At 68.0% G+C, this 25,818-nt stretch carries 26 protein-coding genes; 17 read left to right on the plus strand and 9 right to left on the minus strand.

All coding sequences use genetic code 11. The annotated features are described in order from the left end of the window. Positions 1–13 precede the first annotated feature (13 nt). Complete coding sequence (locus CAL15_RS20385) at positions 14–781, minus strand: class I SAM-dependent methyltransferase (protein WP_086080154.1); 768 nt, start codon at positions 779–781, stop codon at positions 14–16. Positions 782–803: 22 nt separating this feature from the next. Here CAL15_RS20385 and gloB point away from each other — a divergent pair, with 22 nt between their 5' ends. From gloB to fabI, 3 genes are all read left to right on the plus strand, one after another. Then, the gene (gene gloB, locus CAL15_RS20390) at positions 804–1,622 is read left to right on the plus strand and encodes a hydroxyacylglutathione hydrolase (protein WP_086081213.1); all 819 of its coding nucleotides are present in this window, start codon (positions 804–806) and stop codon (positions 1,620–1,622) included. Positions 1,623–1,626: 4 nt separating this feature from the next. Continuing rightward, entirely contained in the window at positions 1,627–3,063 is a 1,437-nt protein-coding gene (locus CAL15_RS20395; RefSeq protein WP_086080155.1) for a LysM peptidoglycan-binding domain-containing protein, read from the plus strand. A gap of 130 nt (positions 3,064–3,193) precedes the next feature. Beyond that, positions 3,194–3,976: an enoyl-ACP reductase FabI gene (fabI, locus tag CAL15_RS20400; protein ID WP_086080156.1), complete on the plus strand. Its 783-nt coding sequence runs from the start codon at positions 3,194–3,196 to the stop codon at positions 3,974–3,976. A gap of 51 nt (positions 3,977–4,027) precedes the next feature. On the opposite strand, the gene CAL15_RS20405 is transcribed toward fabI, so the two are convergent. Beyond that, complete coding sequence (locus CAL15_RS20405; protein WP_086080157.1) at positions 4,028–4,423, minus strand: OsmC family protein; 396 nt, start codon at positions 4,421–4,423, stop codon at positions 4,028–4,030. A 145-nt stretch (positions 4,424–4,568) separates the two neighbouring features. On the opposite strand from CAL15_RS20405, the gene CAL15_RS20410 reads away from it, so the two are divergent. Then, complete coding sequence (locus tag CAL15_RS20410; protein ID WP_420042515.1) at positions 4,569–5,381, plus strand: tellurite resistance TerB family protein; 813 nt, start codon at positions 4,569–4,571, stop codon at positions 5,379–5,381. Between the two features lie 101 nt (positions 5,382–5,482). Here CAL15_RS20410 and CAL15_RS20415 read toward each other — a convergent pair whose 3' ends face one another. The 3 genes from CAL15_RS20415 to CAL15_RS20425 form a co-directional block, all read right to left on the minus strand. Next, positions 5,483–6,484 (minus strand): tripartite tricarboxylate transporter substrate binding protein, encoded by a 1,002-nt coding sequence (locus tag CAL15_RS20415; RefSeq protein ID WP_086080158.1) that lies wholly within the window; start codon positions 6,482–6,484, stop codon positions 5,483–5,485. Between the two features lie 60 nt (positions 6,485–6,544). Continuing rightward, entirely contained in the window at positions 6,545–7,426 is an 882-nt protein-coding gene (gene nadC / locus CAL15_RS20420) for a carboxylating nicotinate-nucleotide diphosphorylase (protein WP_086080159.1), read from the minus strand. A 256-nt stretch (positions 7,427–7,682) separates the two neighbouring features. Next, a complete protein-coding gene (locus CAL15_RS20425; protein ID WP_086080160.1) occupies positions 7,683–8,621 on the minus strand; it encodes an NUDIX hydrolase in 939 nt (312 codons plus the stop codon). A gap of 197 nt (positions 8,622–8,818) precedes the next feature. On the opposite strand from CAL15_RS20425, the gene CAL15_RS20430 reads away from it, so the two are divergent. After that, positions 8,819–9,052 carry a hypothetical protein gene (locus CAL15_RS20430; RefSeq protein WP_086080161.1) on the plus strand — a complete coding sequence of 78 codons (234 nt, stop codon included), beginning with the start codon at positions 8,819–8,821 and terminating at the stop codon, positions 9,050–9,052. A gap of 85 nt (positions 9,053–9,137) precedes the next feature. After that, positions 9,138–9,758 (plus strand): flavin reductase family protein, encoded by a 621-nt coding sequence (locus tag CAL15_RS20435; RefSeq protein WP_086080162.1) that lies wholly within the window; start codon positions 9,138–9,140, stop codon positions 9,756–9,758. Here the strand turns inward: CAL15_RS20435 and CAL15_RS20440 are convergent. Then, on the minus strand, positions 9,712–10,872 hold the full coding sequence (locus CAL15_RS20440; protein ID WP_086080163.1) for an AraC family transcriptional regulator: 1,161 nt from the start codon (positions 10,870–10,872) through the stop codon (positions 9,712–9,714). The genes CAL15_RS20435 and CAL15_RS20440 overlap by 47 nt on opposite strands. Positions 10,873–11,250: 378 nt before the next feature. Between CAL15_RS20440 and CAL15_RS20445 the strand changes: the two genes are divergently transcribed. The 10 genes from CAL15_RS20445 to CAL15_RS20490 all read left to right on the plus strand — a co-directional run bounded on the left by CAL15_RS20445 (position 11,251) and on the right by CAL15_RS20490 (position 21,123). After that, positions 11,251–12,204, plus strand: coding sequence for a methyl-accepting chemotaxis protein (locus CAL15_RS20445; RefSeq protein WP_232468045.1), 954 nt, complete (start codon positions 11,251–11,253; stop codon positions 12,202–12,204). Positions 12,205–12,211: 7 nt separating this feature from the next. Then, positions 12,212–12,580: a response regulator gene (locus tag CAL15_RS20450; RefSeq protein WP_086080165.1), complete on the plus strand. Its 369-nt coding sequence runs from the start codon at positions 12,212–12,214 to the stop codon at positions 12,578–12,580. Between the two features lie 49 nt (positions 12,581–12,629). Beyond that, positions 12,630–12,938, plus strand: a complete 309-nt coding sequence (locus CAL15_RS20455; protein ID WP_157666699.1) for an STAS domain-containing protein — start codon at positions 12,630–12,632, stop codon at positions 12,936–12,938. 29 nt (positions 12,939–12,967) lie between these two features. Beyond that, entirely contained in the window at positions 12,968–15,124 is a 2,157-nt protein-coding gene (locus CAL15_RS20460) for a chemotaxis protein CheA (RefSeq protein ID WP_086080167.1), read from the plus strand. 67 nt (positions 15,125–15,191) lie between these two features. Then, a complete protein-coding gene (locus tag CAL15_RS20465; RefSeq protein WP_198299095.1) occupies positions 15,192–16,841 on the plus strand; it encodes a methyl-accepting chemotaxis protein in 1,650 nt (549 codons plus the stop codon). 10 nt (positions 16,842–16,851) lie between these two features. Beyond that, complete coding sequence (locus CAL15_RS20470) at positions 16,852–17,421, plus strand: chemotaxis protein CheW (RefSeq protein ID WP_086080168.1); 570 nt, start codon at positions 16,852–16,854, stop codon at positions 17,419–17,421. A gap of 9 nt (positions 17,422–17,430) precedes the next feature. Further along, positions 17,431–18,684, plus strand: a complete 1,254-nt coding sequence (locus CAL15_RS20475; RefSeq protein ID WP_086080169.1) for an EAL domain-containing response regulator — start codon at positions 17,431–17,433, stop codon at positions 18,682–18,684. Positions 18,685–18,705: 21 nt separating this feature from the next. After that, positions 18,706–19,518 carry a CheR family methyltransferase gene (locus CAL15_RS20480; protein WP_086080170.1) on the plus strand — a complete coding sequence of 271 codons (813 nt, stop codon included), beginning with the start codon at positions 18,706–18,708 and terminating at the stop codon, positions 19,516–19,518. Positions 19,519–19,534: 16 nt separating this feature from the next. After that, positions 19,535–20,068 carry a chemotaxis protein CheD gene (locus CAL15_RS20485; RefSeq protein ID WP_086080171.1) on the plus strand — a complete coding sequence of 178 codons (534 nt, stop codon included), beginning with the start codon at positions 19,535–19,537 and terminating at the stop codon, positions 20,066–20,068. Further along, positions 20,056–21,123 (plus strand): protein-glutamate methylesterase/protein-glutamine glutaminase, encoded by a 1,068-nt coding sequence (locus CAL15_RS20490; RefSeq protein WP_086080172.1) that lies wholly within the window; start codon positions 20,056–20,058, stop codon positions 21,121–21,123. Before CAL15_RS20485 ends, CAL15_RS20490 begins: the two co-directional genes overlap by 13 nt. Positions 21,124–21,700: 577 nt before the next feature. Here the strand turns inward: CAL15_RS20490 and CAL15_RS20495 are convergent. The 3 genes from CAL15_RS20495 to CAL15_RS20505 all read right to left on the minus strand — a co-directional run bounded on the left by CAL15_RS20495 (position 21,701) and on the right by CAL15_RS20505 (position 24,677). Beyond that, positions 21,701–22,657: a Bug family tripartite tricarboxylate transporter substrate binding protein gene (locus CAL15_RS20495; RefSeq protein ID WP_086080173.1), complete on the minus strand. Its 957-nt coding sequence runs from the start codon at positions 22,655–22,657 to the stop codon at positions 21,701–21,703. Positions 22,658–22,712: 55 nt separating this feature from the next. Next, a complete protein-coding gene (locus CAL15_RS20500) occupies positions 22,713–23,750 on the minus strand; it encodes a uroporphyrinogen decarboxylase family protein (protein WP_086080174.1) in 1,038 nt (345 codons plus the stop codon). A 162-nt stretch (positions 23,751–23,912) separates the two neighbouring features. Then, positions 23,913–24,677, minus strand: coding sequence for a hypothetical protein (locus CAL15_RS20505; RefSeq protein ID WP_157666700.1), 765 nt, complete (start codon positions 24,675–24,677; stop codon positions 23,913–23,915). Positions 24,678–24,782: 105 nt separating this feature from the next. Between CAL15_RS20505 and CAL15_RS20510 the strand changes: the two genes are divergently transcribed. Next, positions 24,783–25,817 (plus strand): endonuclease/exonuclease/phosphatase family protein, encoded by a 1,035-nt coding sequence (locus CAL15_RS20510; RefSeq protein WP_086080176.1) that lies wholly within the window; start codon positions 24,783–24,785, stop codon positions 25,815–25,817. Position 25,818: the final 1 nt, after the last annotated feature.

Below are 25,818 nucleotides of genomic sequence, written 5' to 3' on the forward strand. Positions count from 1 at the left end.
TACAGAAAAAAATCTAGCTCGACGATCCGACGCTGCGGCTGACCACGGCCGACGCCGCCGCGGCGCGCCGCGGCTTGGTTTTCCAGGCGGGCCCGATCAGGCGCATGGCGGCGACCCGCTTGGTGGCCGCCATCACGTACACCGCGCCGCCCAGCGACCACCAGCGCGCGCCATAGCGGTCCATGAAGCGCCAGCGGCGCAGCCATGTCTCGGTCCGGCAGGCCGGCGCATAGCATCCGAAGCGGCCGGGCTCGGCCTCGAGCGACATGAGTTTCAGCCAGTCTTTCATGCGCGGCAGCGAAACCTGTGACGACACCGGCTGCGGCAGCCACGCCTCCATGCCGGGCATGGCGTTGCGCGCGCCCCAGAGGCTCCAGGGATTGAAGCCCGAGATGATGACGCGGCCCTCGGGTACCAGCACGCGCTCGGCCTCGCGCAGCACACGGTGCGGATCGTCGGTGCACTCGAAGGCATGCGGCAGCACCAGCAGGTCGATGGTCTGCGACGCGAACGGCAGCGCCTCGGGCTCGGCCACTACGCAGCCCTGCCGCAGGCGCGCCTCGTCGGGCGTGGGCATTTCGGTGCCCACATAGCCCTTGAACGGCATGCGGTTGGCGCGCAGCAGGTCGTGCTCGGCCAGGCCGACCTGCCAGGCCTGGAAGCCGAACACGTCAGCGACCAGCGCGTCGACCTGCGCACGCTCCCAGGCCAGGGCGTATTGCCCTGGCGGAGTCTGGAACCACTCGGCCAGTTCTACAATCGGCGGGGTCTCTTCAGCCACTTTCGCATGGTCCTCGTCTATGATGCCCGCCCCCTCCGCCCCCGCGGACAGCCGCGCGCCAGATGCCGCGCTGCTGCCCATACCCGCCTTCACCGATAACTATATCTGGGCCGTGCTGCGCGATGGCCAGGCCGCCGTGGTGGACCCCGGCGAGGCCGGGCCCGTGCTGCGGCTGCTGCAAGAGCGCGATGTCGCGCTGCGCGCCATTCTACTCACCCATTATCACGGCGACCACGTGGGGGGTGTGATGGAACTGCGCCAGGCCACCGGCGCCACCGTGTACGGCCCCGCGCATGAAGAGCTTCCCCACTGCGACGTGCGGCTGGTCGAAGGCGATGGCGTAGCGCTGCCCGAACTCGCGCTGGACCTTCGCGTGCTCGACGTGCCCGGCCACACGGCCGGCCATATTGCCTACTTCGGCCATATGGCGGATGCCCCGGTGCTTTTCTGCGGAGATACTTTGTTCATGGCCGGGTGCGGTAGGCTGTTCGAGGGCACGGCTGCGCAAATGAGTGAATCTCTGGCAAAATTGGCGGCTTTGTCGCCCAACACGCAGGTTTGCTGTGCTCACGAGTACACTCTTGCCAACCTGAAATGGGCCTTGGAAGTCGAACCCGGCAACAGCGATCTGCATCAGGTCGCGCAGCGGGCCAGGCAACTGCGCGAAAACGATCTGCCCACCCTGCCGTCCAGCATCGGCCAGGAATTGCGGATCAATCCGTTTCTGCGTACCCGCCAACCTGAAATCGCCCAGGCCGCAGCAGCCAGGGCAGGCCAGCCCCTTTCCGGGCCGGTCGAAGTCTTCGCTGCCTTGCGACGATGGAAGAACGAATTCAAATAAGCCGATGAGCCTTTACCGACTCCTCCTCCCCCTGATTCTCGCGGCGCTGGCCGGTTGCGCCGCCACCACGCCCACGCCGCAACAGGCCGCGTCGGCCGAGGCTTCCGACCCTACTCCCGCAACGCGCACCGACCGCTACATCGCCCGCGACACCTCGCGCACGGTCGACCTCACCCATCCCCCGCGCGACGCCTGGGACCGCATCCGCCGCGGCTTCGCGGTTCCCAATCTCGACACCGACCTGGCGCGCCAATGGACCGAGTACTACGCCTCGCATCCCGAGGCGGTCCAGCGCATGGCGCAGCGTGCCGGCAAGTACCTGTATTTCATCGTCGACGAGATCAACCGCCGCGGCCTGCCCACCGAGCTGGCGCTGCTGCCCTTCGTCGAAAGCGCCTACAACCCCACCGCGCTGTCGCGCGCCCAGGCCTCGGGCCTGTGGCAGTTCGTGCCCGCCACCGGACAGCACTTCAACCTGAAGCAGGACTGGTGGCGCGACGAGCGTCGCGACCCCATCGCCTCGACGTACGCGGCGCTGGACTACCTGGAATACCTGTTCGAGATGCAGGGCGACTGGTACCTGGCGCTGGCCTCGTACAACTGGGGCGAGGGCTCGGTGCAGCGCGCCATGGCCAGGAACGAGAGCGCCGGCCGGGCCACCGACTACCTGTCACTGGACATGCCCGAGGAGACGCGCAACTACGTGCCCAAGCTGCAGGCCATCAAGAACATCATCGCGAATCCGCAGAAGTACGCCGTGGCGCTGCCGCCCGTCGAGAACACGCCGTACTTCGCCATGGTGGGCAAGCAGCGCGACATCGACCTCGAAGTCGCGGCCAAGCTGGCAGAAATGCCGCTGGACGAATTCAAGGCGCTAAACCCGTCGTTCAACCGGCCCGTGATCCGCGGCGAGCACGCAGCCACGCTGCTGCTGCCGGCCAACCGCGTCGCGGTGTTCAACGCCAACCTCGCCAAGTACAAGGGCAAGCTCAGCACCTGGTCGGTCTACGAGGCCCGCCGCGGCGACACGCTGGCCACCGTGGCCAAGCGCTTCGGCGTGCCCGAGGCGCGCCTGCGCGACATCAACGACCTGTCGCGCCGCGGCAAGCTGGTGGCCGGGCAGCACCTGCTGGTGCCGACGGCGGGCTCCGAAGGCGGCATCCAGCTGGCCTCGCTGTCGCCTTCGCCCGGCGCGCTGGATGACGCACTCGATGACGCGCCCGCCGCCGGCGGCGCCACCGCCGCGCCGCGGGCCCGTCCCGGGCGCGGCCCCCAGCCCAACGTGCGCACGCACAAGGTGCGTTCGGGCGACACGCTGTACTCCATCGCACGCGCGTACGGCACCAGCGTCAACACCCTGCGCGCCCTCAACAACCTGAAGGGCAACAACCTCAAGGTGGGTTCGCAACTGCGCATCCCGGGCACCGCCGCCCGCGGCTGAAGCCCCGCCATCGCGCGTCCGCCACGCGGACGCGCCAAACTCCTTAAAATGGCGGGCTGTACGCAACGCCATACGAAACGACAGCCGCGCGCAGCCTGATCGCGCGCCGCGGCCATTCAAGGACGAACCCATGGGCTTTCTCGCCGGCAAGCGCATCCTGGTCACCGGGGTGCTTTCCAACCGTTCCATCGCCTACGGCATCGCGCGCGCCTGCCATCAGCAGGGCGCCGAACTGGCCTTCACCTACGTCGGTGACCGCTTCAAGGACCGCGTCGGCGAATTCGCCGCCGAGTTCGGCAGCGACATCGTGCTGCCCTGCGACGTCGCCGAAGACGCGCAGATCGCCGACACCTTCACCGAACTGGGCAAGCGCTGGGACGGCCTGGACGGCCTGGTGCACTCCATCGGCTTCGCGCCGCGCGAAGCCATCGCCGGCGACTTCCTCGACGGCCTGTCGCGCGAAGGATTCCGCATCGCTCACGACATCTCGGCCTACAGCTTCCCGGCGCTGGCCAAGGCGGCGCTGCCGCTAATGGAAGGCCGCAACGGCGCGCTGCTGACGCTGACGTACCTGGGCGCCGAACGCGTGGTGCCCAACTACAACACCATGGGCCTGGCCAAGGCCTCGCTCGAGGCCTCGGTCCGCTACCTGGCGTCGACGCTGGGCCCGCGCGGCATCCGCGCCAACGGCATCTCCGCCGGCCCCATCAAGACGCTGGCCGCCAGCGGCATCAAGGATTTCTCCTCGATCCTGAAGTTCGTCGAGTCCCACGCGCCGCTGCGCCGCAACGTCACCATCGAAGACGTCGGCAACACCGCCGCCTTCCTGCTGTCCGACCTGGCCAACGGCATCACCGGCGAGATCACCCACGTCGACAGCGGCTTCTCCACCATCGTGCCTGGCATGGAGTAAATGCCCGGCGCCCCGCCCCACCCGCGCGATGCGCGGAGGGGCGGACGGCACTCAGGCCGTCAGCACGGTCGACACCTGCACGTCGACCGCGGTCATCAGCTTGTGGACCGGGCAACGGTCCGCCACCGACAGCAGTTCGTCGCGCTGCGCGTCGTTCAAGTCACCGTTGAGCGTCAGCTTCACGGTCAGGCGATAGACGCCCTTGCGTTCGTCGCTGTCATCCCGCACCACGTCCACATCCACCGAATGCAGCGGCAATTGCTTGCGCTGCGCATACACCATCAGCGTCAGGGCCTTGCAGCCGCCCAAGGCGGTGTCGAAGTAATCGTGCGGATCGGGGCCTTCGCCGTTGGGCGCCGGCAGTCCCAGCGGCAGGGTGTGCCCTTCGGCCGTGGCGGTATAGCGCATGCCGCCGACGGCGCCGGCGGGATGGATGTGTATCGTCATCGGGTGCTCCATTGAAGGTGACGTAACGTGAGCCCAGCTCAATGCCGGTTTTATCACTTCTTGCCGATTGAAACTGACGAATTGCTGAACTAACCCGGCACGGGCCGGTCCCAACAGATTCCCCCTATTTTTCCGGAGGTCTGTCTTGAGTGCCCGTCAATTACTCGATCACCTGCTGCAGTCCGGCCAGGGTCTGGTCAAGGATGCCTCATCGCGTCTGCAGGGCGCCTCGCAAGGCGGCGGCGGAGCAGGCAGCTTCCTGGGCGGCCTGGGTGGCGGCGCCCTGGGCGGCCTGGGTGGCGGCGCCCTGGGCGGCCTGGGTGGCGGCGCCCTGGGCGGCCTGGGTGGCGGCGCCCTGGGCGGCCTGGGTGGCGGCGCCCTGGGCGGCGGCGCGCTGGGGCTGCTGCTGAGCAACAAGAAAGCCCGCAAGATGGGCGGCAAGATTGCCATGTACGGCGGGCTGGCGGCGCTGGGCGCCCTGGCCTATCGCGCCTACGGCGATTGGCAGCGCCAGCAGGCTCCCGGCGCCATCACCGGCCAGCCGCCGGCCCTGTCCGAGCCGCAGACGCTCGACCGCCTGCTGCCCGAGCAGGTCGAGCAGCACAGCAACGCCGTGATGGTGGCCATGATCGGCGCGGCCAAGGCCGACGGCCACATCGGCGACGAAGAGCGCCGCCTGCTGGAAGACGGCCTGGTCAAGCTGTCCGGCGACGCTTCCGACCGCGCGTGGCTGGAAGCCGAACTGGCCCGTCCGCTGGACCCCGCCATGGTGGCGCGCGCGGCTCGCACGCCGGAGATGGCCGCCGAGATGTACCTGGCCAGCCTGATGGTGGTGGACGAGGAAAGCTACATGGAGCGCGCCTATCTGGACGAACTGGCGCGGCAGCTGAAGCTGCCGGCCGGCCTGAAGGAACAGCTGGAGTCGCAGGCCGCGCAGGCGCAGCAGGCCGTGCCCTGACGTCCACACGCCTCGCAACCACGGACCTCGCCCATCGCCAGGCGGGCGGCGGTCCGGCGGTTCGATCCCCCGCCCCCCCTGCCGCAGGCCTGCATCCGCCGTCAATCCACACGCAGGCCCATTCGTTGCGCCAACGCGCCAAAGCGCTCGAGGTCTGCCTCGATCAAGGCCTGGAATTCCGCGGCCGTTTCCTGCGCGGGGCTGTAGCCCAGTTCCAGCAGCTCGTCGCGCATGCCGGGCTGCGCCACGATGGCCGCCACGGCGGCATGCAGGCGTCGCGTCACCGCGGGCGGCGTGCCGGCGGGCGCCAGCAGGCCATGCCACTGGTCGAGTCGATAGCCCGGCACGCCCTGCTCGGCCACTGTGGGCACCTCCGGCAGCAACGGCGAGCGGTCGGGCGAGGTGACCGCCAGGGCGCGCAGCGTTCCCGCGCGGATGTGCGGCAGGGCGCTGGACGCCGTGACGATGCCCATGGGCACCTGCGCCGACAACATATCGGTCAGTGCTGGTCCGCATCCGCGATACGGCACGTGCTGCAGGCGCGCACCGGTCGCGTCGCTCAGCATCTCGCCCGCCAGGTGCTGAGGCGTGCCGTTGCCGCATGAGGCATACGGCAAGGGGCCGGCCTCGACGGTGGCCTGCCGCAGCACATCGGCCAGCGCGCCGAGGGGCGAGGCGGCGGGCACGGCCAGCACAGAAGGCACGTATGCCACGTTGGCCACCGCCGTGAAATCGTGGCGGGGCGAGAAATCGAGGTCGCCATACACGGCCGGGTTGATGGCGAAAGAACTATTCACCATCAGCAGGGTGTAGCCGTCCGGGGCGGCCCGGGCCACGGCGCGCGCGCCGATGTTGCCGCTGGCGCCGGGCCGGTTCTCCACCACGACAGGCTGGCCCAGTTCGCGATGCAGGCGCTGCCCGAGCTTGCGCGCCAGCAGATCCGTGCCGCCGCCGGGCGGAAAGGTCACGATGATGGTGATGGGCCGATCGGGATAGGGCCGCGGCGCGTTGTGCGGCTGGGGCGCCGCGTAGGCGCAGGCCAGCGCCGTCAGTACTGCCGCCACGCCGCCCAGTCGCCAGGCGCGTGCATTCGCATTGATCATGGATGAGATCCTTCCAGGCGTCCGCTCGCCATGTCGCGATACCGTCGAGCGCGGCGCCGCTTACGCGTCCAGCCCGATGTCGAGCACACGCGCGCTGTGGGTCAGCCAGCCGATGGCCATCAGGTCCACACCGGTGGCGGCCACCCGCGGCGCCGTCTCTGGCGTGATGCGCCCCGACGCCTCGGTGATGGCGCGTCCGTCCACCATGCGCACGGCCGCGCGCAGCGTGTCGTGATCCATGTTGTCCAGGAGGACCACGTCCACGCCCAGCGCCAGGGCCTCTTCCAATTGCCGCAGTGTGTCCACCTCGAGTTCGATCTTGACCAGGTGGCCGATGGCGGCACGCGCCCGTTCCACGGCGGGCACGATGCCGCCGGCGATGGCGATGTGGTTGTCCTTGATGAGCACCGCGTCATCCAGGCCGTGGCGGTGATTGCTGCCGCCGCCCACGCGCACCGCGTACTTCTGCACGGCGCGCAGGCCGGGCATGGTCTTGCGGGTGCAGGTGATCCGGCACCGCGTGCCCTGGATCGCCTGCACAATGGAGGCGGTGGCGGAGGCCACGCCGCTGAGGTGGCACAGGAAGTTCAATGCCGTACGTTCCGCGGTCAGCAGGCCTCGCGCGGCGCCGCGGATGATGGCGATCTCGCTGCCCGCCTCCAGCCGTGCGCCATCGGCCAGCCGGGTCTCGAACCGCACCTCCGGGTCCATGGCCTGGAAGGCCAGCCGGGCCAGGTCCAACCCCGCCAGCACGCCCTCCTGCCTGGCGCGCAGCCTCACTTCGGCAACCGCATCGGCCGGCACGATGGCGGCGGTGGTGATGTCGCCGGCGCGGCCCAGGTCTTCGAGCAGCGCGGCCCGCACCAAAGGTTCGAGCATGATGGCAGGCAGCGGCGCGACGGGGCCATGGGAGAAGGATGCGGCAGGGTTAGTTATGCTCATTTCGAGTATTTAAGGGTCAAATAAAAAGCGCTGCACGCGTAGATGAAGATGGCCAGGCCCCTGGCCCGCGTCGGCGACGTTGAGTTATGCTATTTCTGAGCATAAAGCGTTGTCAAGCTGCACCGCAGCATGCGGAGCTAGGCAGCACGTCATTGCGCAGTGGCGGGCGGCGTGTAGACGCCATCGAACAAGGGACGCGCGCAGATAGGGAAAACGAGCAAAATCTGGCCTGCGGCCCTGACGGATGCAGTCGATCTCAGGCCTGCCGCGCCAGCGGCAGCTTGCTGCCCGATATCGCGCGCTCCAGCAGCACGTCGCGGCGAAAGCGGAACAGCTTGGCCGGACGGCCGGCCGCGCCCGCGGCCATGGCCCCGGTCTCTTCCACCAGTTCCTGCTGCTCGATCAGCCTGCGGAAATTCTGCTTGTGCAGGCCGCGGCCGGCCAGCGCCTCGACGGCCAGCTGAAGTTGCAACAAGGTGAACTCGGGCGGCATCAGCTCGAAGACCACGGGACGGTACTTGATCTTGGCGCGCAGGCGCGCGATGCCGGTGGCAAGAATGCGGCGATGGTCGTGCCGCATGGCCTGGCCCGGCACACGCGCCGCGCGTGCGCCGCCATGGCCATGGCGATCGGCCTCGGGCACCAGCCCGGCCTCGAACATCAGCTCGTAGCGCTGCAGCACCATGTCCTCGTTCCACACGGCGCCGTCCCGGCCGAAGGTCATGGCCACGCGCTGGCGACGGGCATCGCGCTGCGCGGCGTCGGCGCCCTGCCCGGCCCACGCCTGAAGCCTGGGCACGATCAACGATTCGATGATGGCCGGCGCACCGCCACGCATGTCTTCCCACGGGAAATAGCGATACCACGGCTGCCAGCTGTCCGGCGCCACGCCCGGTGCGCCGGACTCGCGCGTCAGCCCCAGATAGCACACCGAGATCACGCGTGCCCCGCCTTCGTCGGACCGGTCGCGGTCGGCGAAGGTATAGAGCTGTTCCATGTAGCCAATGGGATGATGGGTCTGCGCCTCGACCCATTCGCGCAGCCCCGACTGCAGCGACCGATGCGCGACCTCGAAAGGGCCGGCGGGCAGCGCGCAGCCCGACTCGATGGTGAGCACGCGCGGTTCGCCGGCAGTTACCGCCACCAGCACGGCAACCAGTTCTGCGGCAACGGAGCGGTCGATGGAGTCGGTCAAGGAAAGGGCCGTAAGGGAATGACGAACGCCGCCGCTGTCGCGGCGCCGTGCCGATTATAGGTGCGCGCCGTGCAACAGCCGTTTGCAAAGGACACGCTTGGAGACGGCATGCCGGGCGCGAGGCTCCTACGATGACATAGACAGACCCGGCGCCTGCGCGATCGCCGCACAGGCTCCGCTGCCGAAGGAGTCCCGCCATGAAACGCGAAACCAAAGATCCCGTCCCTTCCCATGTGCCCGGCGGCGAACACGCCGACATGCCTTCGCGGCAAGGCACCCACATCATGCCCACGCCCAAGGTGCCGGACCAGGTCGCCGGCATGCCGCGCGACGGCCGCGCGCTGACCGAGCCAGGCGATCCCGGCGTGCCGGCCGGCGAGGACGATTTCCTCGACACCTCGAAATCGAAACCGCCCGGCCAGATCGACTAGGGCCTGTTGACAGACCCTAGGCGCTGCGAGGCGCGAGAATTGGCGCACAATGCCGGCTTGTTCCCACTCGCGCCCTACAGCCGCCATGTCCGACGACGTCTATTTCTACGAGCCCACGCAAGGGCACGGCCTGCCCCACAACCCCTTGAACGCCATCGTCGCGCCCCGGCCTATCGGCTGGATCTCGTCGCGGGACCGCGACGGCGCCCTCAACCTGGCCCCGTACAGCTTCTTCAACGCATTCAACTACACGCCGCCCATCATCGGTTTTGCGGGCACGGGATACAAGGACAGCGTGCGCAATGCCGAAGAAACGGGTGAGTTCTGCTGGAACCTCGCCACCGAGGAGCTGGCCCAGGCCATGAACGCCAGCAGCGCGGCCGTGCCGCCCGAGGTCGACGAGTTCGAACTGGCCGGCGTCACGCCACGTGCCTCGCGCGTCGTGTCGGCGCCGCACGTGGCCGAAAGCCCGGTCTCTTTCGAGTGCCGCCTGACGCAGCTGATCCGGCTGCAAGGCAGGGATGGCCAACTGATCGACACCTGGCTGGTGCTGGGCGAGGTCGTGGGCGTGCACATCCGCAAGCATCTGCTGAAGGACGGCATCTATGACACCGCGGCCGGCCGTCCCATCCTGCGCGGCGGCGGCCCCGCCGACTACTTCACGATCTCGACCGAGGCGCTTTTCCGGATGCGGCGGCCCGGCTGACGCGGCACCGGGTGCTGGCGCTGCTGGCTCGCACTTCGGCGCAGGCCTCCTGGCGCGCGCGGCGCAGCGCCGTGGGCGACAGGCCGGTCCAGCGCTTGATGGCCCGCTGCAGCGTGCGCACGTCGGTGAATCCGCATTCGCGTGCGATGTCGCGCATGGCGCGCGATGAATGCTCGATCAGCTGCAGCGCGCGCGCCTTGCGCTCCTGGTCCACCAGCGCCGCATAACTGTGCCCGGCATCGGCCAGGCGCCGCCGCAGCGTGCGCTCGCTGGTGTGCAATAGCGACGCCACCTCGCCCAGGCGCGGCGGATTCGCCAGGTCGCGGCGTATCGTCTGCAGCACCGTGGTCTCGAGCACGGTGCTGGGTCCCTGCCATTGCTCGCCGGCGGGCGCTAGCCACTTCACCACCTGGCGCAGCACCCGCGCATCCGCGGTGCGCACCGCATAAGGCTCCAGTGGAAAGTACATGCGGTTCTCGGCCTGGCCGAAACGCACGGAGCAGCGGAACACCTCTTCGTACACGGCGCCGTAGGACGGACGATCCGTGACCAGGTCAATCTGGCGCGGATTGAAATGATTGCCGACGACCTGCCTGCAGATCTGTCCCATCGCGGCGAAGGTCTCGTCGATCAGGAAGGTGGCGACTTCGCGGCCATGGCGATGCGCCCGCGCCACCAGGCAGTAGCTGTGCTTCATCTCCTCGGCGCGCAGCACCGGTACGCGGCCGGCCGCGCGCTGGAACGACACCGCCAGGTCGAGTAGTTCGCGCGATGTGCCGCTGGCCATGAATCCCAGTCCGATGGGTCCCCATGACACCAGGTTCACGCGTACGCCCAGCTCCAACCCGAGCGTGGGACGTTGCAGCATGCGCAGCGCGCGCCGGATGATCTGCGCGCACTGCGGCTCGGACACCATGAAGTCTTCCGACTCCAGGTCGGCCGGCATGAAACCCACACCTTCGCACAACGCCTCGGGGGCGCCACCTTGGCGCGCCACCTCGGACAGGACCTGACGCAGCGTGACCGGTACGACGTCGGCGGGAGCCGCCGTGTCCGGGCCCCCGCCCAGGGGGTATCCACGTCCACGGACGGCATGTCCGATCTTGCTGCCCATTGAGCCCTCCGGTCTGTGCCGGCATTCTCTGACCGATTGTTGCCGTTCAATTGATAAAACCGATAGTTTGGCCGGCTCGGTGCCGGAATATGGCCGCTCGAACCATATCAATTCCCCCGCACGCGCCGTAGTAGTTACCAAACGTCAGCACATTAACGATATGTGACCCACCCTCCGACAGAGACTTTGTTCATGCGATTCACGTGTGCCAGCCTAGACCGGCTCGTGCCTCCCCTGCTGGGCATCGCGGGCGGCGCCGCCTGCGCGGCGTTCTCCACATGGAGCCCCGCGGGTCTCGCGACCGGCGCGCTATTGGTCACGGCCGGCGTGCTCGGCGGCGTCTGTTCGCGGCGGCGTCATCGGCGACGAAGCAGTGAAATGGTCCAGCATTTAGGGTGCCTGGAAGCTTTCAGCGCGGACCTCGCGCCCGTGTGGTCCGGCCAGATCGAAACCTCGCGCCGGCAGATGGAAGACGCCATCGAGGCGCTCAGCATGCGTTTCGGCGAGATCGCCAGCCGGCTGGACCAGACGCTGCATCTGTCCGTCGGCCAGGGCGGCGGCAGCGACAGCGCCGCGGCCATTTCCGCGCGCAGCCGCCAGCAGCTCGACGGCGTGGTGGCGCTGCTGCATGAAGGCATGCAGGCCAAGGCCGACATGCTCGACAAGGTGCGGGGCCTGCAAGGGTTCGTGGACGAACTGCAGCAGATGGTGCGCGCCATCGCGCAGATCACGCAGCAGACCAACCTGCTGGCCGTCAACGCCACCATCGAGGCCGCGCATGCCGGCAATCTGGGCCGCGGCTTCGCGACCGTGGCGCAGGAGGTGCGCGCCCTGTCGCGACAATCCGAAGAGACCGGCAGCCGCATCGCCGAGAAGATCGGCATGATCGGCTCGGCCATCATGGCCACCTGCGCCGCAGCCGAGGAATCCACCCACAACGAACGGCAGGCCGTCGCGGCGTCGGAAAGCGCCATCCAGGAAGTGCTGAGCGGCTTCAACGACTTCGCGCAAAGCCTCTCCGACACCACCGAACTGATGCGACAGGAAAGCCACGGCATCAAGGGCGAGGTCAACGACGCCCTGGTGCAGCTGCAGTTCCAGGACCGGGTGAGCCAGATCATGAGCCACGTCCGGGCCAACATCGAACGGCTGCCCGACGTGATCCGCGAGTACGGGGCCACCTGCGAGGAATCGGGCGAACTGCAGCCCATCAAGGCGGACGCGCTGCTCGGCGAACTGGAGCAGAGCTACGCCATGGCCGACGAACGTGCCGTGCACCGGCAACAGGCGCCTGCGCAGTCGCAGGCCGCCGCGGACATCACCTTTTTCTGAGGAAGCCATGCCCAAGACCATACTCATCGTCGACGATTCCGCCTCCGTACGCCAGGTCGTAGGCATCGCGCTGCGCGGCGCCGGCTACGACGTGATCGAAGGCCGCGACGGGCAGGATGCGCTCAAGCACCTGGACGGCAAGAAGGTGCACCTGATCATCAGCGACGTGAACATGCCCAACATGGACGGCATCACCTTCCTGAAGACGGTCAAGCAGTTGCCCGCGTATCGCTTCACGCCGGTGCTGATGCTGACCACCGAAAGCCAGGAAGAGAAGAAGCGCGAGGGGCAGCTGGCGGGCGCGAAGGCCTGGATGGTCAAGCCCTTCCAACCCGCCCAGCTGTTGGGCGCGGTCGAACGCCTGATGCCGCCGTGAGCGCGGACTAGCCGTGCCCTGTTCCGATATGTCTGCATCAGGAATTCCGATGATCCGCTCCAACACGCTACGCCTGGCCGGCGAACTCAACATCTATTGCGCGCAGGACACCCGACTGCAGTTGATGCAGACGGTGACCGGTCTGGCCGGGCAGTCCGAACCCCAGGCCCTGGACATCGACCTGTCCGGCGTCAGCGAAATCGATACGGCCGGGGTGCAGCTGCTGCTGGGCACCGTGCGTTACGCGCGCGCCCGCGGCATGGACGTGCGGCTGGTGCGGCAGAGCATGGCGGTGGCAGAGGCCATGACGCTGCTGGGCCTGGACGGCTATCTGTCCCACCCGGCCCAGGTCGATTGAGTCGCCCCTCTATTCCCTCCGAGACCGTCATGAATCTGGACCAGGCACTGCAGACCTTCATCAGCGAGAGCCGCGAACTGCTCACCGAAATGGAAGAGGCGCTGCTGAACGTGCCCGATGCCGTCGACCCCGCCGACGAGATCAACGCGATCTTCCGCGCGGCGCACACCATCAAAGGCTCGGCCGGTCTGTTCGGCATCGGGGCCATCGTCGAGTTCACGCACGTCGTGGAAAGCCTGCTCGACCAGGTGCGCGAGGGTCGGCAGACGCTGGATGCCGAACTCGTCGGCCTGCTGCTTTCGTGCCGGGACTGCATCGGCGAGATGGTCGAGACGGCCGCGCGCATGCCCGATCCGTCGGCGCTCGCGCCGGCGCCGCAAGCCGAAGACCTGGGCCGCCAGCTGTCGGCGCGCCTTGGCTTGCCCGCGGCCGGCGGCGAGGCCGTGTCGGTCGGATCGCCCGCCACGGCGTCCGCCGAAGGCGCAGGGCACTGGCACATCTCGCTGCGACTGGACGAAGGCGTACTGCGCAACGGCATGGACCCGTTGTCGTTCCTGCGTTATCTGCAGCGCATCGGCCGCATCGCCGGCGTGGGCTGCGACACGCAGGCCCTGCCCGTGCTGGATGCGATGGACCCCGAGGCGTGCTACCTGGGATTCGAGATCGGCCTGGAAACCGAGGCGGACCGCGGCACCATCGAGAGCACGTTCGAATTCATCGTGGATGACTGCTCGGTGCGCATCCTGGCGCCCGGCAGCGACCCGCAGACGTACGCCGAACTGTGCGCCGAACGCGGATCGCAGCCCGGCCTCATCGCCGACATGCTGGTGCGTTGCGGCACGCTGACCCTCGCGCAGCGCGCGGCGCTGCTGGCCGACGACGCCTGCACGCCGGGCGGCGACCCGGTCAGTGCCCTCGCCTGCGCAGCCGGCGCGCAGCCCGCGGCTGCGCCTTCGCTCCAGGCGGCCGCCGCGCCCGCGGGCGCAGCAGCGGACAGGCCCCCGGAGGCCCGTCCCGCCGACCAGGCCGCCACGATCCGGGTCGACGCCGACAAGCTCGACCGCCTGATCAATCTGGTGGGCGAACTGATCACGGCATCCGCGGGCGCCAACCTGGCGGCGCGCCGACTGGGCAACGTCGAGCTGCAGGAATGCAGCGCGCAGGTCGCGCAGTTGGTGGAGTCCGTCCGCGACAGCGCGCTGCAACTGCGCATGGTGAAGATCGGCGCCACCTTCAACCGCTTTCGCCGCGTGGTGCACGACGTGTCGCGCTCGCTGGGCAAGGACATCGCGCTGGTGGTGCGCGGCGAGGACACCGAGCTGGACAAGACCGTGGTCGAGCGCATCAGCGATCCGCTCACCCACCTGGTGCGCAACGCCATGGACCACGGCATCGAGACGGCGGCCGTGCGGGCCGCCCACGGCAAGCCCGCGCAAGGCACCATCACGCTGGACGCGCGCCACGACTCGGGACACATCGTCATCGAGGTCGGCGACGACGGCGGCGGGCTGGACCGCGACCGCATCCTGGCCAAGGCGATCGATCGCGGCCTGGTCGAGGCGGGACGGGATCTGTCCGACGGCGAGGTCTTCAAGCTGATCTTCGAACCCGGCTTCTCCACCGCCGAGCAGGTCACGGACCTGTCGGGCCGCGGCGTCGGCATGGACGTGGTCCGGCGCAACATCGAGGCGCTGCGCGGCAGCGTCGACATCGCCAGCCGTCCCGGCCAGGGCACCACCGTCATCGTCCGCCTGCCGCTGACGCTCGCCATCATCGACGGGTTCCAGGTGACGGTGGGCGCGTCGCGCTTCGTGCTGCCGCTGGACATGGTGGACGAATGCGTGGCCTTCGAGGACGTGCCCGGCCGCGACTACACGGACCTGCGCGACCGCGTGCTGCCCTTCATCCGCCTGCGCGACATGTTCGGGCTGCCGGGCCAGCCCGCCGCGCGCCAGAACATCGTCGTCGTGCGGCACGGCACGCAGCGCATCGGCCTGGTGGTCGACACGCTGCTGGGCGAGACCCAGGCCGTCATCAAGCCCCTGTCGCGCATCTTTGCCCAGGTGCGCGGCATCAGCGGCTCCAGCATTCTGGGCAGCGGCGAAGTCGCCCTGATCCTCGATGTGCCCGCTCTCATGGAACAGGCAAGAACCCCCGCGGCCGAGCATTCCCGGCTCAGCGCGTGAACGGCCGCCCCGCCGCAGCGGCTGTCTCAACACCCAACAGGCACGTCATACAGGCAAGGAGCTTTACATGTTCGGGAATATGAAAGTCGCCACCCGGCTGTCGCTGGGATTCGGCATCGTCATCATGCTGCTGCTGGGCATCGCCGCCCTCAGCCTGGTGCGGCTCAACGACGTCAACGACGCCCTCACGGACGTCACGCAGGACCGCTATCCCAAGATCGTGCTGGCGAACCAGGGTCTGCAGGCCTCGATCGACGACGGACAGCAATACCTGGGCCTGATCGCGGCAGACGACCCCGCCGACGTCGAGGCCCGGACCAAGCGGCTGACCGCCAATGAAGCCGCGAGAGACAAGAGCCTGGCCGAACTGGAGCGCACCACCAATACCGACGAAGGGCGGCAACTGATCAAGGCCCTGGCCGAACGCCGCGCCACCCTGAACAGCAAGACGCCGACGTTCCACACGCTGCTGCAGACCGACAAGCTCCAGGCAGAGGCTTTCCGCAAGGCGGAGCTGCAGCCGGCGAACCGCGCGCTGGAAGCGGCGTTCCGGGATCTGGCGATCTATCAGGCCCGCCTGATGGACGAGGCCAACACCCGCGGCGACGTCGTCTACGCCGAGACGCGCACGCTGGTGATGACGCTGTCCGCCGCCGCCGTGGCGATGGCCGCCATCGTGGCGCTGCTGATCACGCGCGGCCTGATCAGGGTGCTGGGCGGCGAGCCCTCGTATGCCGCCACGGTGCTGCAGCAGATCGCCGGCGGCGATCTGGGCGTGCAGGTCGCGACCCGCAAGGGCGACACCACCAGCATGATGGCGGCCCTGAAGAACATGACGGGCAAGCTGTCGCAGGTGGTGACCGAGGTCAATGCCAGCGCCGAGTCGCTGGCCAGCGCGGCCGAGGAAGTCAGCGCCACCGCCCAGTCGCTCAGCCAGGCCTCCAGCGAGCAGGCCGCTGGCGTCGAAGAGACCAGCGCCTCGATCGAGCAGATGACCGCCTCCATCGCCCAGAACACCGAGAATGCCAAGGTGACGGACAGCATGGCCACGAAAGCCGCCGGCGAGGCGGCCGAAGGCGGCGAGGCAGTCACCGCCACCGTGGCGGCCATGAAGCAGATCGCGCAGAAGATCAGCATCATCGACGACATCGCCTACCAGACCAACCTGCTGGCCCTGAATGCCGCCATCGAGGCCGCCCGCGCGGGCGAGCACGGCAAGGGCTTCGCGGTGGTAGCCGCCGAAGTCCGCAAGCTGGCCGAGCGCAGCCAGGTGGCGGCGCAGGAGATCAGCGACGTGGCGAGCTCCAGCGTGGACCTGGCCGAGCGCGCCGGCCACCTGCTTCAGCAGATGGTGCCCAACATCCGCAAGACCTCCGACCTGGTGCAGGAGATCACCGCCGCCTCCGAGGAGCAATCCTCGGGCGTGGGCCAGATCAACGCGGCCGTGGGCCAGCTCAGCCAGACCACGCAGCAGAATGCCTCCAGCTCGGAAGAACTGGCCGCCACCGCCGAAGAGATGAGCTCGCAGGCCGAACAGCTGCAGCAGGCCATGTCGTACTTCAAGCTGGCCAACAGCGGCCACGCGCCGGCGCGCGCCGCCGCCAAGCCCAAGGCCTCCGCGCGCCGCGCGCCCGAGCTGCCGGCCGGCGAGCCCGCGGGACGCCTGGCGCTGGCGAGCATGGACATGCCGGACGAATCGCAGTTCGGCCGCTATTGAGGGAGACGCCATGCATGCCGCTACCCAGGCCGGCCAGGCAGCCGGCCCCATCTCAGCAGCGGACGCCGAAGCCGCGCAGTACCTGACCTTCATGCTGGGTGGCGAAATCTACGCCATCGGCATCCTGTCGATCAAGGAGATCATCGAGTACGAGGGGCTGACGGTCGTTCCGCTGATGCCTCCCTCGGTGCGCGGCGTCATCAACCTGCGCGGCGCCGTGGTGCCGGTGATGGACCTGCAGGTGCGCTTCGGCCGCGCGCCCTCGCCGATCACCAAGCGCACGTGCATCGTGATCGTGGAGATCGACGATGCCGAGGCGGGCCGCCAGGTGCTGGGCGTGATCGTGGACGCCGTCAACGAAGTCCTCGAGATCCCGCCCGCGGACATCGAGCCGCCGCCCGCCTTCGGCGCGGGCGTGCGTTCCGACTTCCTGTCCGGCGTGGGCAAGGTGCGCGGCCGTTTCGTGATCCTGCTGTCGGTCGACCGGGCGCTCTCGATCAGCGTGCTGGAGCAGTTCCACGAGCGGTTGCGCGACCACGGCGAGGCCGCCATGGCCGCGGACGCCGCGCAGGCCTCATAGTCCGCCACGATGCCCTCCAAGGACTCGCCGCGCCCCCTGGAGTCGGTGCTGGTCGTCGACGACAGCACCTTCCAGCGCCGCCATGCGGCGGCGCTGTGCCGCATGCTGGGCGCGCGGGTCGTGTACGAGGCGGCCAACGGCGCGCAGGCGCTGGACCTGCTGGCCAGCCTGCCGACGACGCCCGCGCTGCTGATCGTGGACATCGAGATGCCCCAGATGGACGGCATCGAGCTGATCGAGGCGCTGCGCATCCGCAACACCGAGACCGACATCATCATCGCATCGGGCCGCGAAAGCGCCCTGATCGATTCCGTGCAGGCCATCGGCAGCGACCTGGGCCTGACGGTGCTGGCGGGACTGGAGAAGCCGCTGACGCTGGACGCCCTGGCCGATGCCCTGTCCCGGCGTGCCGCGCTGCCGGGCAGCGTGGGCCGCGTGGCCAGGCCGGAAGCAACGATGATGTCGCCCGGCATGCTGGAAGCCGCGCTGCTGCGCGAACAGATCTTCGTGGAGTACCAGCCCAAGGCGGACATGCACACCGGCCTGGTGCGAGGGATGGAGGCGCTGGCGCGCTGGAACCATCCCGAACTCGGGCCGATCACGCCCGCCCAGTTCATTCCGCCGGCCGAGCAGTGCGGCCTGATCCAGCCTCTCACGTTCCGCGTACTCGAGCTGTCCCTGCGCCAGTTGGCCGCCTGGAACAGCCGCGGCCTGCGGCTGGGCATCGCGGTCAACCTGTCGCCGCGGCTGCTCGACTGGCCGGGGCTGACGCGCGACCTCGTGGCGCTGGTACAGCGTTTCGAGGCCAAGCCGGAACAGGTCTGCTTCGAAATCACCGAGAGCTCGGTGGTGGACACGCACAGCGAAGCGCGCGGCCTGCTGGCGCGCCTGCGGCTGCGCGGCTTTGGCCTGTCCATCGACGACTACGGCACCGGCTTCTCGTCCATGCAGCAGCTGACACGGATTCCGTTCACCGAACTGAAGATAGACCGGGCCTTCGTGCGTCACTCGAACGAGCGCAAGAGCCTGCGCGTGATCCTGAAGTCGGCCATCGACATGGCCAGGCAGCTGGACGTGGTGTCGACGGCCGAAGGCATCGAGACCCTGGAGGAGTGGCGCCTGCTGCAGCAGCTGGGCTGCCAGGTCGGCCAGGGATATTTCGTCGGCAAGCCCATGGCCGGCGCGGACATTCCGCTCTGGCTGCGCCAGCATGCCGAACGCATCGCCCTGCTGCGCACGCCCCCGGGGCCGGACGCGGGCTGACGCACACATCGGGATTTCACCATGCATGTCATCAGCGACCAGGAATTCGGCCACTTCCAGCGCTTCATCTTCGAGACGGCGGGCATCAGCCTGTCGCCGGCCAAGAAGGCGCTGGTCAGCGGCCGCCTGTCCAAGCGCCTGCAGGCCTGCGGCGCGCAGAGCTTCGGCGCGTACTTCGCGCTGCTGCAAAGCGGCAGCCATGCCGGCGAGGTGCAGACCGCCATCGACCTGCTGACCACCAACGAGACCTACTTCTTTCGCGAGCCGCGCCATTTCGACATGCTGGCGCGCACGGTCGCCCCGGCGCAGGACGGCGAGCGGCGCTCGCCGCGTCCGGTGCGCGTCTGGAGCGCGGCCAGCTCGAGCGGCGAAGAGGCGTATTCCATCGCCATGGTGTTGTGCGACGTGCTGCAGGGCCGGCCGTTCGAGGTGCTGGGCACGGACATCAGCACCCGCATGCTGCAACGCGCCCGCACCGGCCATTATCCCGAGCAGCGCACGCGCCAGATCCCGCCCGAGTACCTGAAGCGCTATTGCCTGAAGGGCAAGGGCGCGCAGGCCGGCACGCTGCTGGTCGACCGCGCCGTCCGCGAGCACGTGCGCTTCATGCACGCCAATCTGAATGCCGCCCTGCCCGACATCGGCATGTTCGATTTCGCCTTCCTGCGCAACGTGCTCATCTACTTCAACGGCGAGACCAAGCGCCAGGTGGTGGAACGCGTGCTGACGCGCCTGAACCCGGGAGGGTGGCTGTACATAGGCCATTCCGAAAGCCTGCATGGCCTGTCGCTGCCGGTGCAGCAGGCGGCCCCGTCGGTCTACCGCAAACTCTGATCCGATCCACGCCGCAATGGCCGCCCTGCCCACCTTCACGCCGCCCCAGCCGGCCGCGGACCGCATCACGCTGCGTCCGGGCGAACACTACGTCGGCCGCGGCAACGCGACGCTGTACACGCTGCTGGGCTCCTGCGTGTCCATCATCCTCTGGCAGCCCGCCCTGCGGGTCGGCGCCATGTCGCACTTCCTGCTGGGCACGCGGCATCGCGAGCCCGACACGCCGCTGGACGGCCGCTACGGCGACGAGGCCATGCAGCTGATGCTGCGGGACCTGGCCCGCCATCGCACGCGCATCCGCGACTGCCAGGCCCGCCTGGTGGGCGGCGGCGACATGTTTCCCAACGGCATGCACGTGATGGACATAGGCCGCCGCAACGGCGAGGCCGCGCGCGAACTACTGCTGCGACACGGCCTCGCGCCTTGCGGCGAACACCTGTTCGGCCAGGGCCATCGGCAGGTGCAGTTCAACCTGAACACGGGCGAAGTCCGGGTGCGGCACACGCCGGCCGCGGCCGCCCCGATAACCCTATCCGCATGCAACCCATAAAAGTCATGATCGTCGATGACTCGGCGGTGGTCCGGCAGGTGCTGGCCGGCGTACTCGGCGAGGCCCCCGGCATGGAAGTCCTGCATGCCGTGGCCGACCCCGTGCTGGCCATGGCACGCATGCAGCAGGCCTGGCCCGACGTCATCGTGCTCGACATCGAAATGCCCCGCATGGACGGCCTGACCTTCCTGCGCCTGCTGATGCAGCAGCGGCCGACGCCGGTGGTCATCTGCTCGACCCTGACCGAAAAAGGCGCGCGCGTGACCCTGGACGCGCTGGCCGCGGGCGCGGTGGCGGTTGTCGAGAAGCCTCGCCTGGGCCTGCGCCAGTTCCTGGCCGAATCCGCCGCCGAACTGGTCGCCACGGTACGCGGCGCGGCGCGCGCCAAGGTGCGCCGCGTGGCCGCGGCCGCCTCCGCGCCCGCACCCATTCCGCGCTACAGCGCCGACGCGGTGCTGCCCCCGACCGACGCGCACGCGCCGCTGCAGACGACCGAACGCGTGGTGGCCATCGGCACGTCGACGGGCGGCACGCAGGCCCTGGAAGAAGTGCTGAGCAGCCTGCCGCGCGTGTGCCCGGGCATGGTCATCGTGCAGCACATGCCCGAGAAATTCACCGCCGCCTTCGCCGCGCGCCTGAACACCATCAGCCGCGTCGAAGTGCGCGAAGCCCGCAGCGGCGACCGCGTACTGCCCGGCCGAGCCCTGATCGCTCCCGGCGGCCGCCACATGACGCTCCAGCGCAGCGGCGCCCAATACATGGTGGACGTGATGGACGGCCCCCTGGTGAACCGCCACCGCCCATCAGTAGACGTCCTCTTCCGCTCGGTCGCGCGCCACGCGGGCGCCAACGCGCTGGGCATCATCATGACCGGCATGGGAGACGATGGCGCCGCCGGCCTGCTGGAGATGCGGACGGCAGGCGCCCGCACGCTGGCGCAGGACGAAGACAGCTGCGTCGTCTACGGGATGCCAAGAGAGGCGCTGAAGCGCGGCGCGGTCGAGAGATCTGTGCCGCTGGCGACGATTGCTCGCGAGATCCAGGCGCTGCGGTAGGCCTTGTCGTGCGTCTCGTCCCGTTTTGGACGTGGCTGTGGATTTGTGATGGCTCGGATTTTGAGTTCTTGAGCGCCTGGGCCATGACTGCGGATTCTCGTCCTCGCGCTCGCGCGCTGCGGGCGCGAACCCTCCGCCATGTCCCAGGCTCAAGACATCTATATTCGGGCGATCGCAAGTCTGCCGTGCATGTCCATGTTCTTATTCATTCCCATGTTCATGCGGCCTTGCATGTGCATGCGGATGTAGATGCGCATATGCATGTGCATATGCATGTGCACATTACAGGCGCATGCCCTCGCAAGCATACCGCTCGCTGCCTGATACACATCGATGTGCCCGAGTACTGAGGATCGATGTGAACGAGCCCTTTCAGACCGCGGCATTACGTTCCTGTGAGCCGGCGCCGCGCCGGAGAACGCTCGCACGGAGCGCGGCAGCGCGAGTACGAGCGTTCGCAGGTGCGGCGCCGGCGTCAGAAGAACATGCATACAGCGATCAAAAGAACAGAACACAGCAATCAACAAAACAACGACACGGCATCTGCCCAGCACCCGCAAGCGCTGCCAAGCACGAATCAGTTGACCGTGATATTGGCCGACTTGATCACCTTCGACCAGTAGTCGGTGTCTTTCTTGACGGTGGCGCCGAGCTGGTCGGGGTTCTGGTAGCTGACGCGTACGCCGGCTTCGGTGGCGGTCTTGATGACTTCGGGTTTCTGCAGGCCGGATTCCAGGGCCGCGCTGATCTTGCGCACGACGGCGTCGGGCGTGTTGGCCGGCGCGAACAGCGCGACCCAGGCGTCCAGCTCGAAGCCTGGGTAGCCCTGCTCCGCCGCGGTCGGCACGTCGGGGATCATGGGGTGGCGTTCGCGGCCCGCGACCGCGATGGCGCGCAGCTTGCCCAGCTGGATGTGGCCGATGACCGAGGGCGGCGTGGTGATGAACAGCTGCACGCGGCCGGACAGCACGTCCTGGATGGCCGGGCCCGATCCCTTGTAGGGCACGTGCGTCATGTCCGTGCCCGTCATCTGCTTGAGCAGCTCGGTGCCCACGTGCGGCACCGAGCCGCTGCCCTGCGAGGCGTAGTTGATCTCGCCCGGATGCGCCTTGGCGTAGGCCACCAGCTCTTTCAGGTTTTTCACCGGCAGCGACGGATGCACCGTGACCACGTGCGGCGACACGGCCACCATGCCGACCGGCTTGAACGATTCGGCGCTCCAGCGCAGGCCGGTGAACATGGACGGGTTGCCGACGTGGTACATCGAGTACGACGCCAGCAGCGTGTAGCCGTCGGCCGGCGCCGCCGCCACGATGCCATACGCGATGTTGCCGCTGGCGCCGCCGCGGTTGTCGATGACGATGGGCTGGCCCAGGGCCGTGCCCAGCGGTTCGCTGGCCAGGCGCGCGGCCAGGTCGACGATGCCGCCCGGCGGCACAGGCACGACGATGGTGACGGGACGGTTGGGGAAGTCCTGCGCCGCGGCCAGCGGGGCGAAGACGGCAAGGGAAAGCGCTATCAGTTTGCGGATCATGCGGACGACACCTGGCCGCGCTGCGGCAGAGAGTTGTAGGGAACTGCGGAAAAAATCAGCTACGCTGCGCCAGTTCGGCGCGCACGATCTTCGCGCCGTCGACCATGGCCTTCATCTTGCCGAAGGCCACGTCGCGCGGCAGGTACTTCAGCCCGCAGTCGGGCGCGACGATGATGCGTTCGGGAGACACGTACGGGAAGGCGCGGCGGATGCGCTCGGCCACCACCTGAGGCGTCTCGACCTCGTGGGTGGACAGGTCCAGCACGCCCAGCATGATCTCCTTGTTGGGCAGCTTCTCGAGCACCGAGCAATCCAGGTTGGACTGCGCCGTCTCGATCGAGATCTGGTGGGCCGAGCAGCCGCACAGTTCGGGCAGGAACGAATAGCCGTTCGGACGCGCATGGATGACGGCCGCGTAGCCGAAGCAGATATGCACCGCGGTGCGGCCCTGGATGCCCTCGAGCGCGCGGTTCAGCACCGGCACGCCGTATTCGCGGGCCTTCTCGGGACGCGCCTGCATGTAGGGCTCGTCGATCTGCACGACGTCGGCGCCGGCCGCGAACAGGTCGCGGATCTCTTCATTGACGGCCACGGCGTAGTCCATGGCCATCTCTGCCTCGGATGCGTAGAAGTCGTTCTGCGCCTGCTGGGCCATGGTAAACGGGCCCGGCACGGTGATCTTGATCTGGCGGTCGGTGTGGGCGCGCAGGAACTGCACGTCACGCACTTGCACGGCGTGCTTGCGGCGGATCTTGCCCACCACGCGCGGCACCGGATTGGGGTGGCCGCTGCGGTCCAGCGCGGTGCCGGGGTTGTCGACGTCCACGCCTTCCAGTGCGGTGGCGAAGCGGTTGGAATAGCTCTCGCGGCGCACCTCGCCGTCGGTGACGATGTCCAGGCCCGCATCTTCCTGGTCTCGGATGGCGAGCAGCGTGGCGTCATCCTGCGCCTGCTCCAGCCATTCGGGCGCCACGCGCCACAGTTCCTGCGCACGCACGCGGGGCGGGAAACGGTCGCCTAGGCGCTTGCGGTCGATCAGCCAATCGGGTTGAGCGTACGAGCCGACGAGCGTGGTGGGCAGCAGGAGGGACATGGGGAACTCCGGAATGGAAAGCGGAAAATAGGCAACCCCGATTTATATGACATAGAGCATGAATTGGGTTTGCCTTTTGGTTGAGGAAAATTCGCGCAATGGCCAATCTGCTCGTAAACCCCTAGTCCGACTTCATTCCGCGCTATCCCTGGCGGGCGCGGATCAACGATGGATCGCCTTTGCGGGCTCCCGCAGCGTCTGCATCCTGGGTTCTTCCGACCTGAAATCCTGCATCGCCGCCTGCAATTTCTCCATCGAGCCCTGCAGCTGCAGCTGGGCCGCCTGGGTGATCGGCGACATGGCATGCAGGACCTTGTCGGCCGCATTCGTAAAGCCAGCCAGCGCCGGACCTGCGAGCACGCCCGACGCGTTCTGCGCGATCACGCCGATGTCGCAACCTGCCAGGGCCTTCTCGAGACCGGCCAGCGCCTGCCTGAACTGGTCGGCGGCGGCGGGGCCCGCCGTGTCGACCACTCCCTGCCCCGTGCCGGCCATCGCGCCGAGACTCTGCATCACGGGCTGCAGATACCCCAGCAGCTTTTCCAACTGCTGGCACGCTCCCTGGAATTGCTGACCGTCAGCCTGTCCCATCCGGGCCAGTTCGAATATGCCCTGGAAGCGCTCCTTGAGTTCCTTCACGTCCCGGTTTCCGTTCTCGATCCACCGGAAAGCATCGTTGATCTGGGCCAGCCCATTGGCCTGGGCCTGCACGTGCTCATCCAGCATGAAGATGCGGGTCATCTTGACGTGTTTTTCATATAGATCCTGCTTGTCGCCGAAGAAGGCCCGCACCTCGTCGCTTGTGATTGAAATGTTCATCGTGCTTGTCCTGGTTTGGCGCGGCGCCGGCCCGCGGCGCCCCGCAACGCTGGCCCCGGGGCGTTGCCCACCGCGGCTTGGTAACACCCCGGGGCGCAATGGTTCCACGGCATCACCTGGCCCGCAGCAAGAAGGCAACGATGCGTTTCAGGCATTCTTTCTGTCATATCGCCCTCCTAGATTCCGATCCAGGCATATCCAGGAGGCCCAGCGATGAACCTGTCGACATTCACCATAGCCACGTTCAATCTGTACAACCTGAACCTGCCCGGCCTGCCGATCTATGACAATGATCAGGCCGGCTGGACCCAGGACGAGTACGACATGAAGATCGCCTGGACGGCGCACCAGATCGGACTGATGCAGGCCGACGTGGTGGGCTTCCAGGAGCTGTGGCATGCGCAGGCGATCGATGACGCATTGCAGCGCGCCGGCCTGGCCGATGAGTACGACGTGCTGGCGCCCGCAGATGCCGACGGCGGCAAGATCGTCTGCGCCGCGATCCTGCGGCGCGGCCTGGTGGTCGGCAAGCCCGACTGGATCGAGGACTTTCCCAAGGGCTTCGTGCTGCAGTCCAAGGGCGACGATCCGCAGACGCCCGAGATCGGCGTCAACATCCAGGGCTTCTCGCGGCCGGTGCTGCACTTCGTGGCCCGCCCGCGCGAGGACGGTCCCGACGTGCATTGCTACGTTTGCCACCTGAAATCGAAACGCCCCACCGAGGTCTATCGGGAGGCCTGGTACAGGCGCAGCCAGGAACGCTACTCCCGGCACGCCACTGCCCTGGGCAGCGCGCTGTCGACCATCCGCCGCACCGCCGAGGCCGCCGCGCTGCGCTATCTGCTGACCGAGCAGATGAAGGGCACGGACGTCCCCGTGGTGGTGCTGGGCGACATCAACGACGACCAGCACAGCAATACCGCGAACATCCTGACCGGTCAGCCGCGTTATCTGGTGGGCGATGCGGTGGGCGGCGGCGACACGGCGCTGTACACCGCACAGACGCTGCAGGAATACCGGGACACGCGCGACGTGTACTACACGCACGTATTCCAGGACCAGCGCGAATCACTGGACCAGATCCTGGTGAGCCAGGAGTTCTACGACCACAGCCGCAAGCGCATCTGGATGTTCGATGGCATGGTGGTCAACAACGACCATCTGAATTTCGATACGCAGAAGCTCAGCGGCACCAATGACCACGGCATCGTCCGGGCCTCGTTCCGGTACAGGCCGGCGCGGACCTGAT

It is taken from the genome of Bordetella genomosp. 13 (assembly GCF_002119665.1).
Classification (GTDB): Bacteria; Pseudomonadota; Gammaproteobacteria; order Burkholderiales; family Burkholderiaceae_B; genus Bordetella.

What these genes read in the sequence shown, in the direction of transcription:
- gloB (WP_086081213.1), top strand. Translation starts at nt 804, where the DNA reads ATGCCCGCCCCCTCCGCCCCCGCGGACAGCCGCGCGCCAGATGCCGCG.
- CAL15_RS20395 (WP_086080155.1), top strand. Translation starts at nt 1,627, where the DNA reads ATGAGCCTTTACCGACTCCTCCTCCCCCTGATTCTCGCGGCGCTGGCC.
- fabI (WP_086080156.1), top strand. Translation starts at nt 3,194, where the DNA reads ATGGGCTTTCTCGCCGGCAAGCGCATCCTGGTCACCGGGGTGCTTTCC.
- CAL15_RS20405 (WP_086080157.1), bottom strand. Translation starts at nt 4,423, where the DNA reads ATGACGATACACATCCATCCCGCCGGCGCCGTCGGCGGCATGCGCTAT.
- CAL15_RS20415 (WP_086080158.1), bottom strand. Translation starts at nt 6,484, where the DNA reads ATGATCAATGCGAATGCACGCGCCTGGCGACTGGGCGGCGTGGCGGCA.
- nadC (WP_086080159.1), bottom strand. Translation starts at nt 7,426, where the DNA reads ATGAGCATAACTAACCCTGCCGCATCCTTCTCCCATGGCCCCGTCGCG.
- CAL15_RS20430 (WP_086080161.1), top strand. Translation starts at nt 8,819, where the DNA reads ATGAAACGCGAAACCAAAGATCCCGTCCCTTCCCATGTGCCCGGCGGC.
- CAL15_RS20435 (WP_086080162.1), top strand. Translation starts at nt 9,138, where the DNA reads ATGTCCGACGACGTCTATTTCTACGAGCCCACGCAAGGGCACGGCCTG.
- CAL15_RS20440 (WP_086080163.1), bottom strand. Translation starts at nt 10,872, where the DNA reads ATGGGCAGCAAGATCGGACATGCCGTCCGTGGACGTGGATACCCCCTG.
- CAL15_RS20445 (WP_232468045.1), top strand. Translation starts at nt 11,251, where the DNA reads ATGGTCCAGCATTTAGGGTGCCTGGAAGCTTTCAGCGCGGACCTCGCG.
- CAL15_RS20450 (WP_086080165.1), top strand. Translation starts at nt 12,212, where the DNA reads ATGCCCAAGACCATACTCATCGTCGACGATTCCGCCTCCGTACGCCAG.
- CAL15_RS20455 (WP_157666699.1), top strand. Translation starts at nt 12,630, where the DNA reads ATGATCCGCTCCAACACGCTACGCCTGGCCGGCGAACTCAACATCTAT.
- CAL15_RS20460 (WP_086080167.1), top strand. Translation starts at nt 12,968, where the DNA reads ATGAATCTGGACCAGGCACTGCAGACCTTCATCAGCGAGAGCCGCGAA.
- CAL15_RS20465 (WP_198299095.1), top strand. Translation starts at nt 15,192, where the DNA reads ATGTTCGGGAATATGAAAGTCGCCACCCGGCTGTCGCTGGGATTCGGC.
- CAL15_RS20470 (WP_086080168.1), top strand. Translation starts at nt 16,852, where the DNA reads ATGCATGCCGCTACCCAGGCCGGCCAGGCAGCCGGCCCCATCTCAGCA.
- CAL15_RS20475 (WP_086080169.1), top strand. Translation starts at nt 17,431, where the DNA reads ATGCCCTCCAAGGACTCGCCGCGCCCCCTGGAGTCGGTGCTGGTCGTC.
- CAL15_RS20480 (WP_086080170.1), top strand. Translation starts at nt 18,706, where the DNA reads ATGCATGTCATCAGCGACCAGGAATTCGGCCACTTCCAGCGCTTCATC.
- CAL15_RS20485 (WP_086080171.1), top strand. Translation starts at nt 19,535, where the DNA reads ATGGCCGCCCTGCCCACCTTCACGCCGCCCCAGCCGGCCGCGGACCGC.
- CAL15_RS20490 (WP_086080172.1), top strand. Translation starts at nt 20,056, where the DNA reads ATGCAACCCATAAAAGTCATGATCGTCGATGACTCGGCGGTGGTCCGG.
- CAL15_RS20495 (WP_086080173.1), bottom strand. Translation starts at nt 22,657, where the DNA reads ATGATCCGCAAACTGATAGCGCTTTCCCTTGCCGTCTTCGCCCCGCTG.
- CAL15_RS20500 (WP_086080174.1), bottom strand. Translation starts at nt 23,750, where the DNA reads ATGTCCCTCCTGCTGCCCACCACGCTCGTCGGCTCGTACGCTCAACCC.
- CAL15_RS20510 (WP_086080176.1), top strand. Translation starts at nt 24,783, where the DNA reads ATGAACCTGTCGACATTCACCATAGCCACGTTCAATCTGTACAACCTG.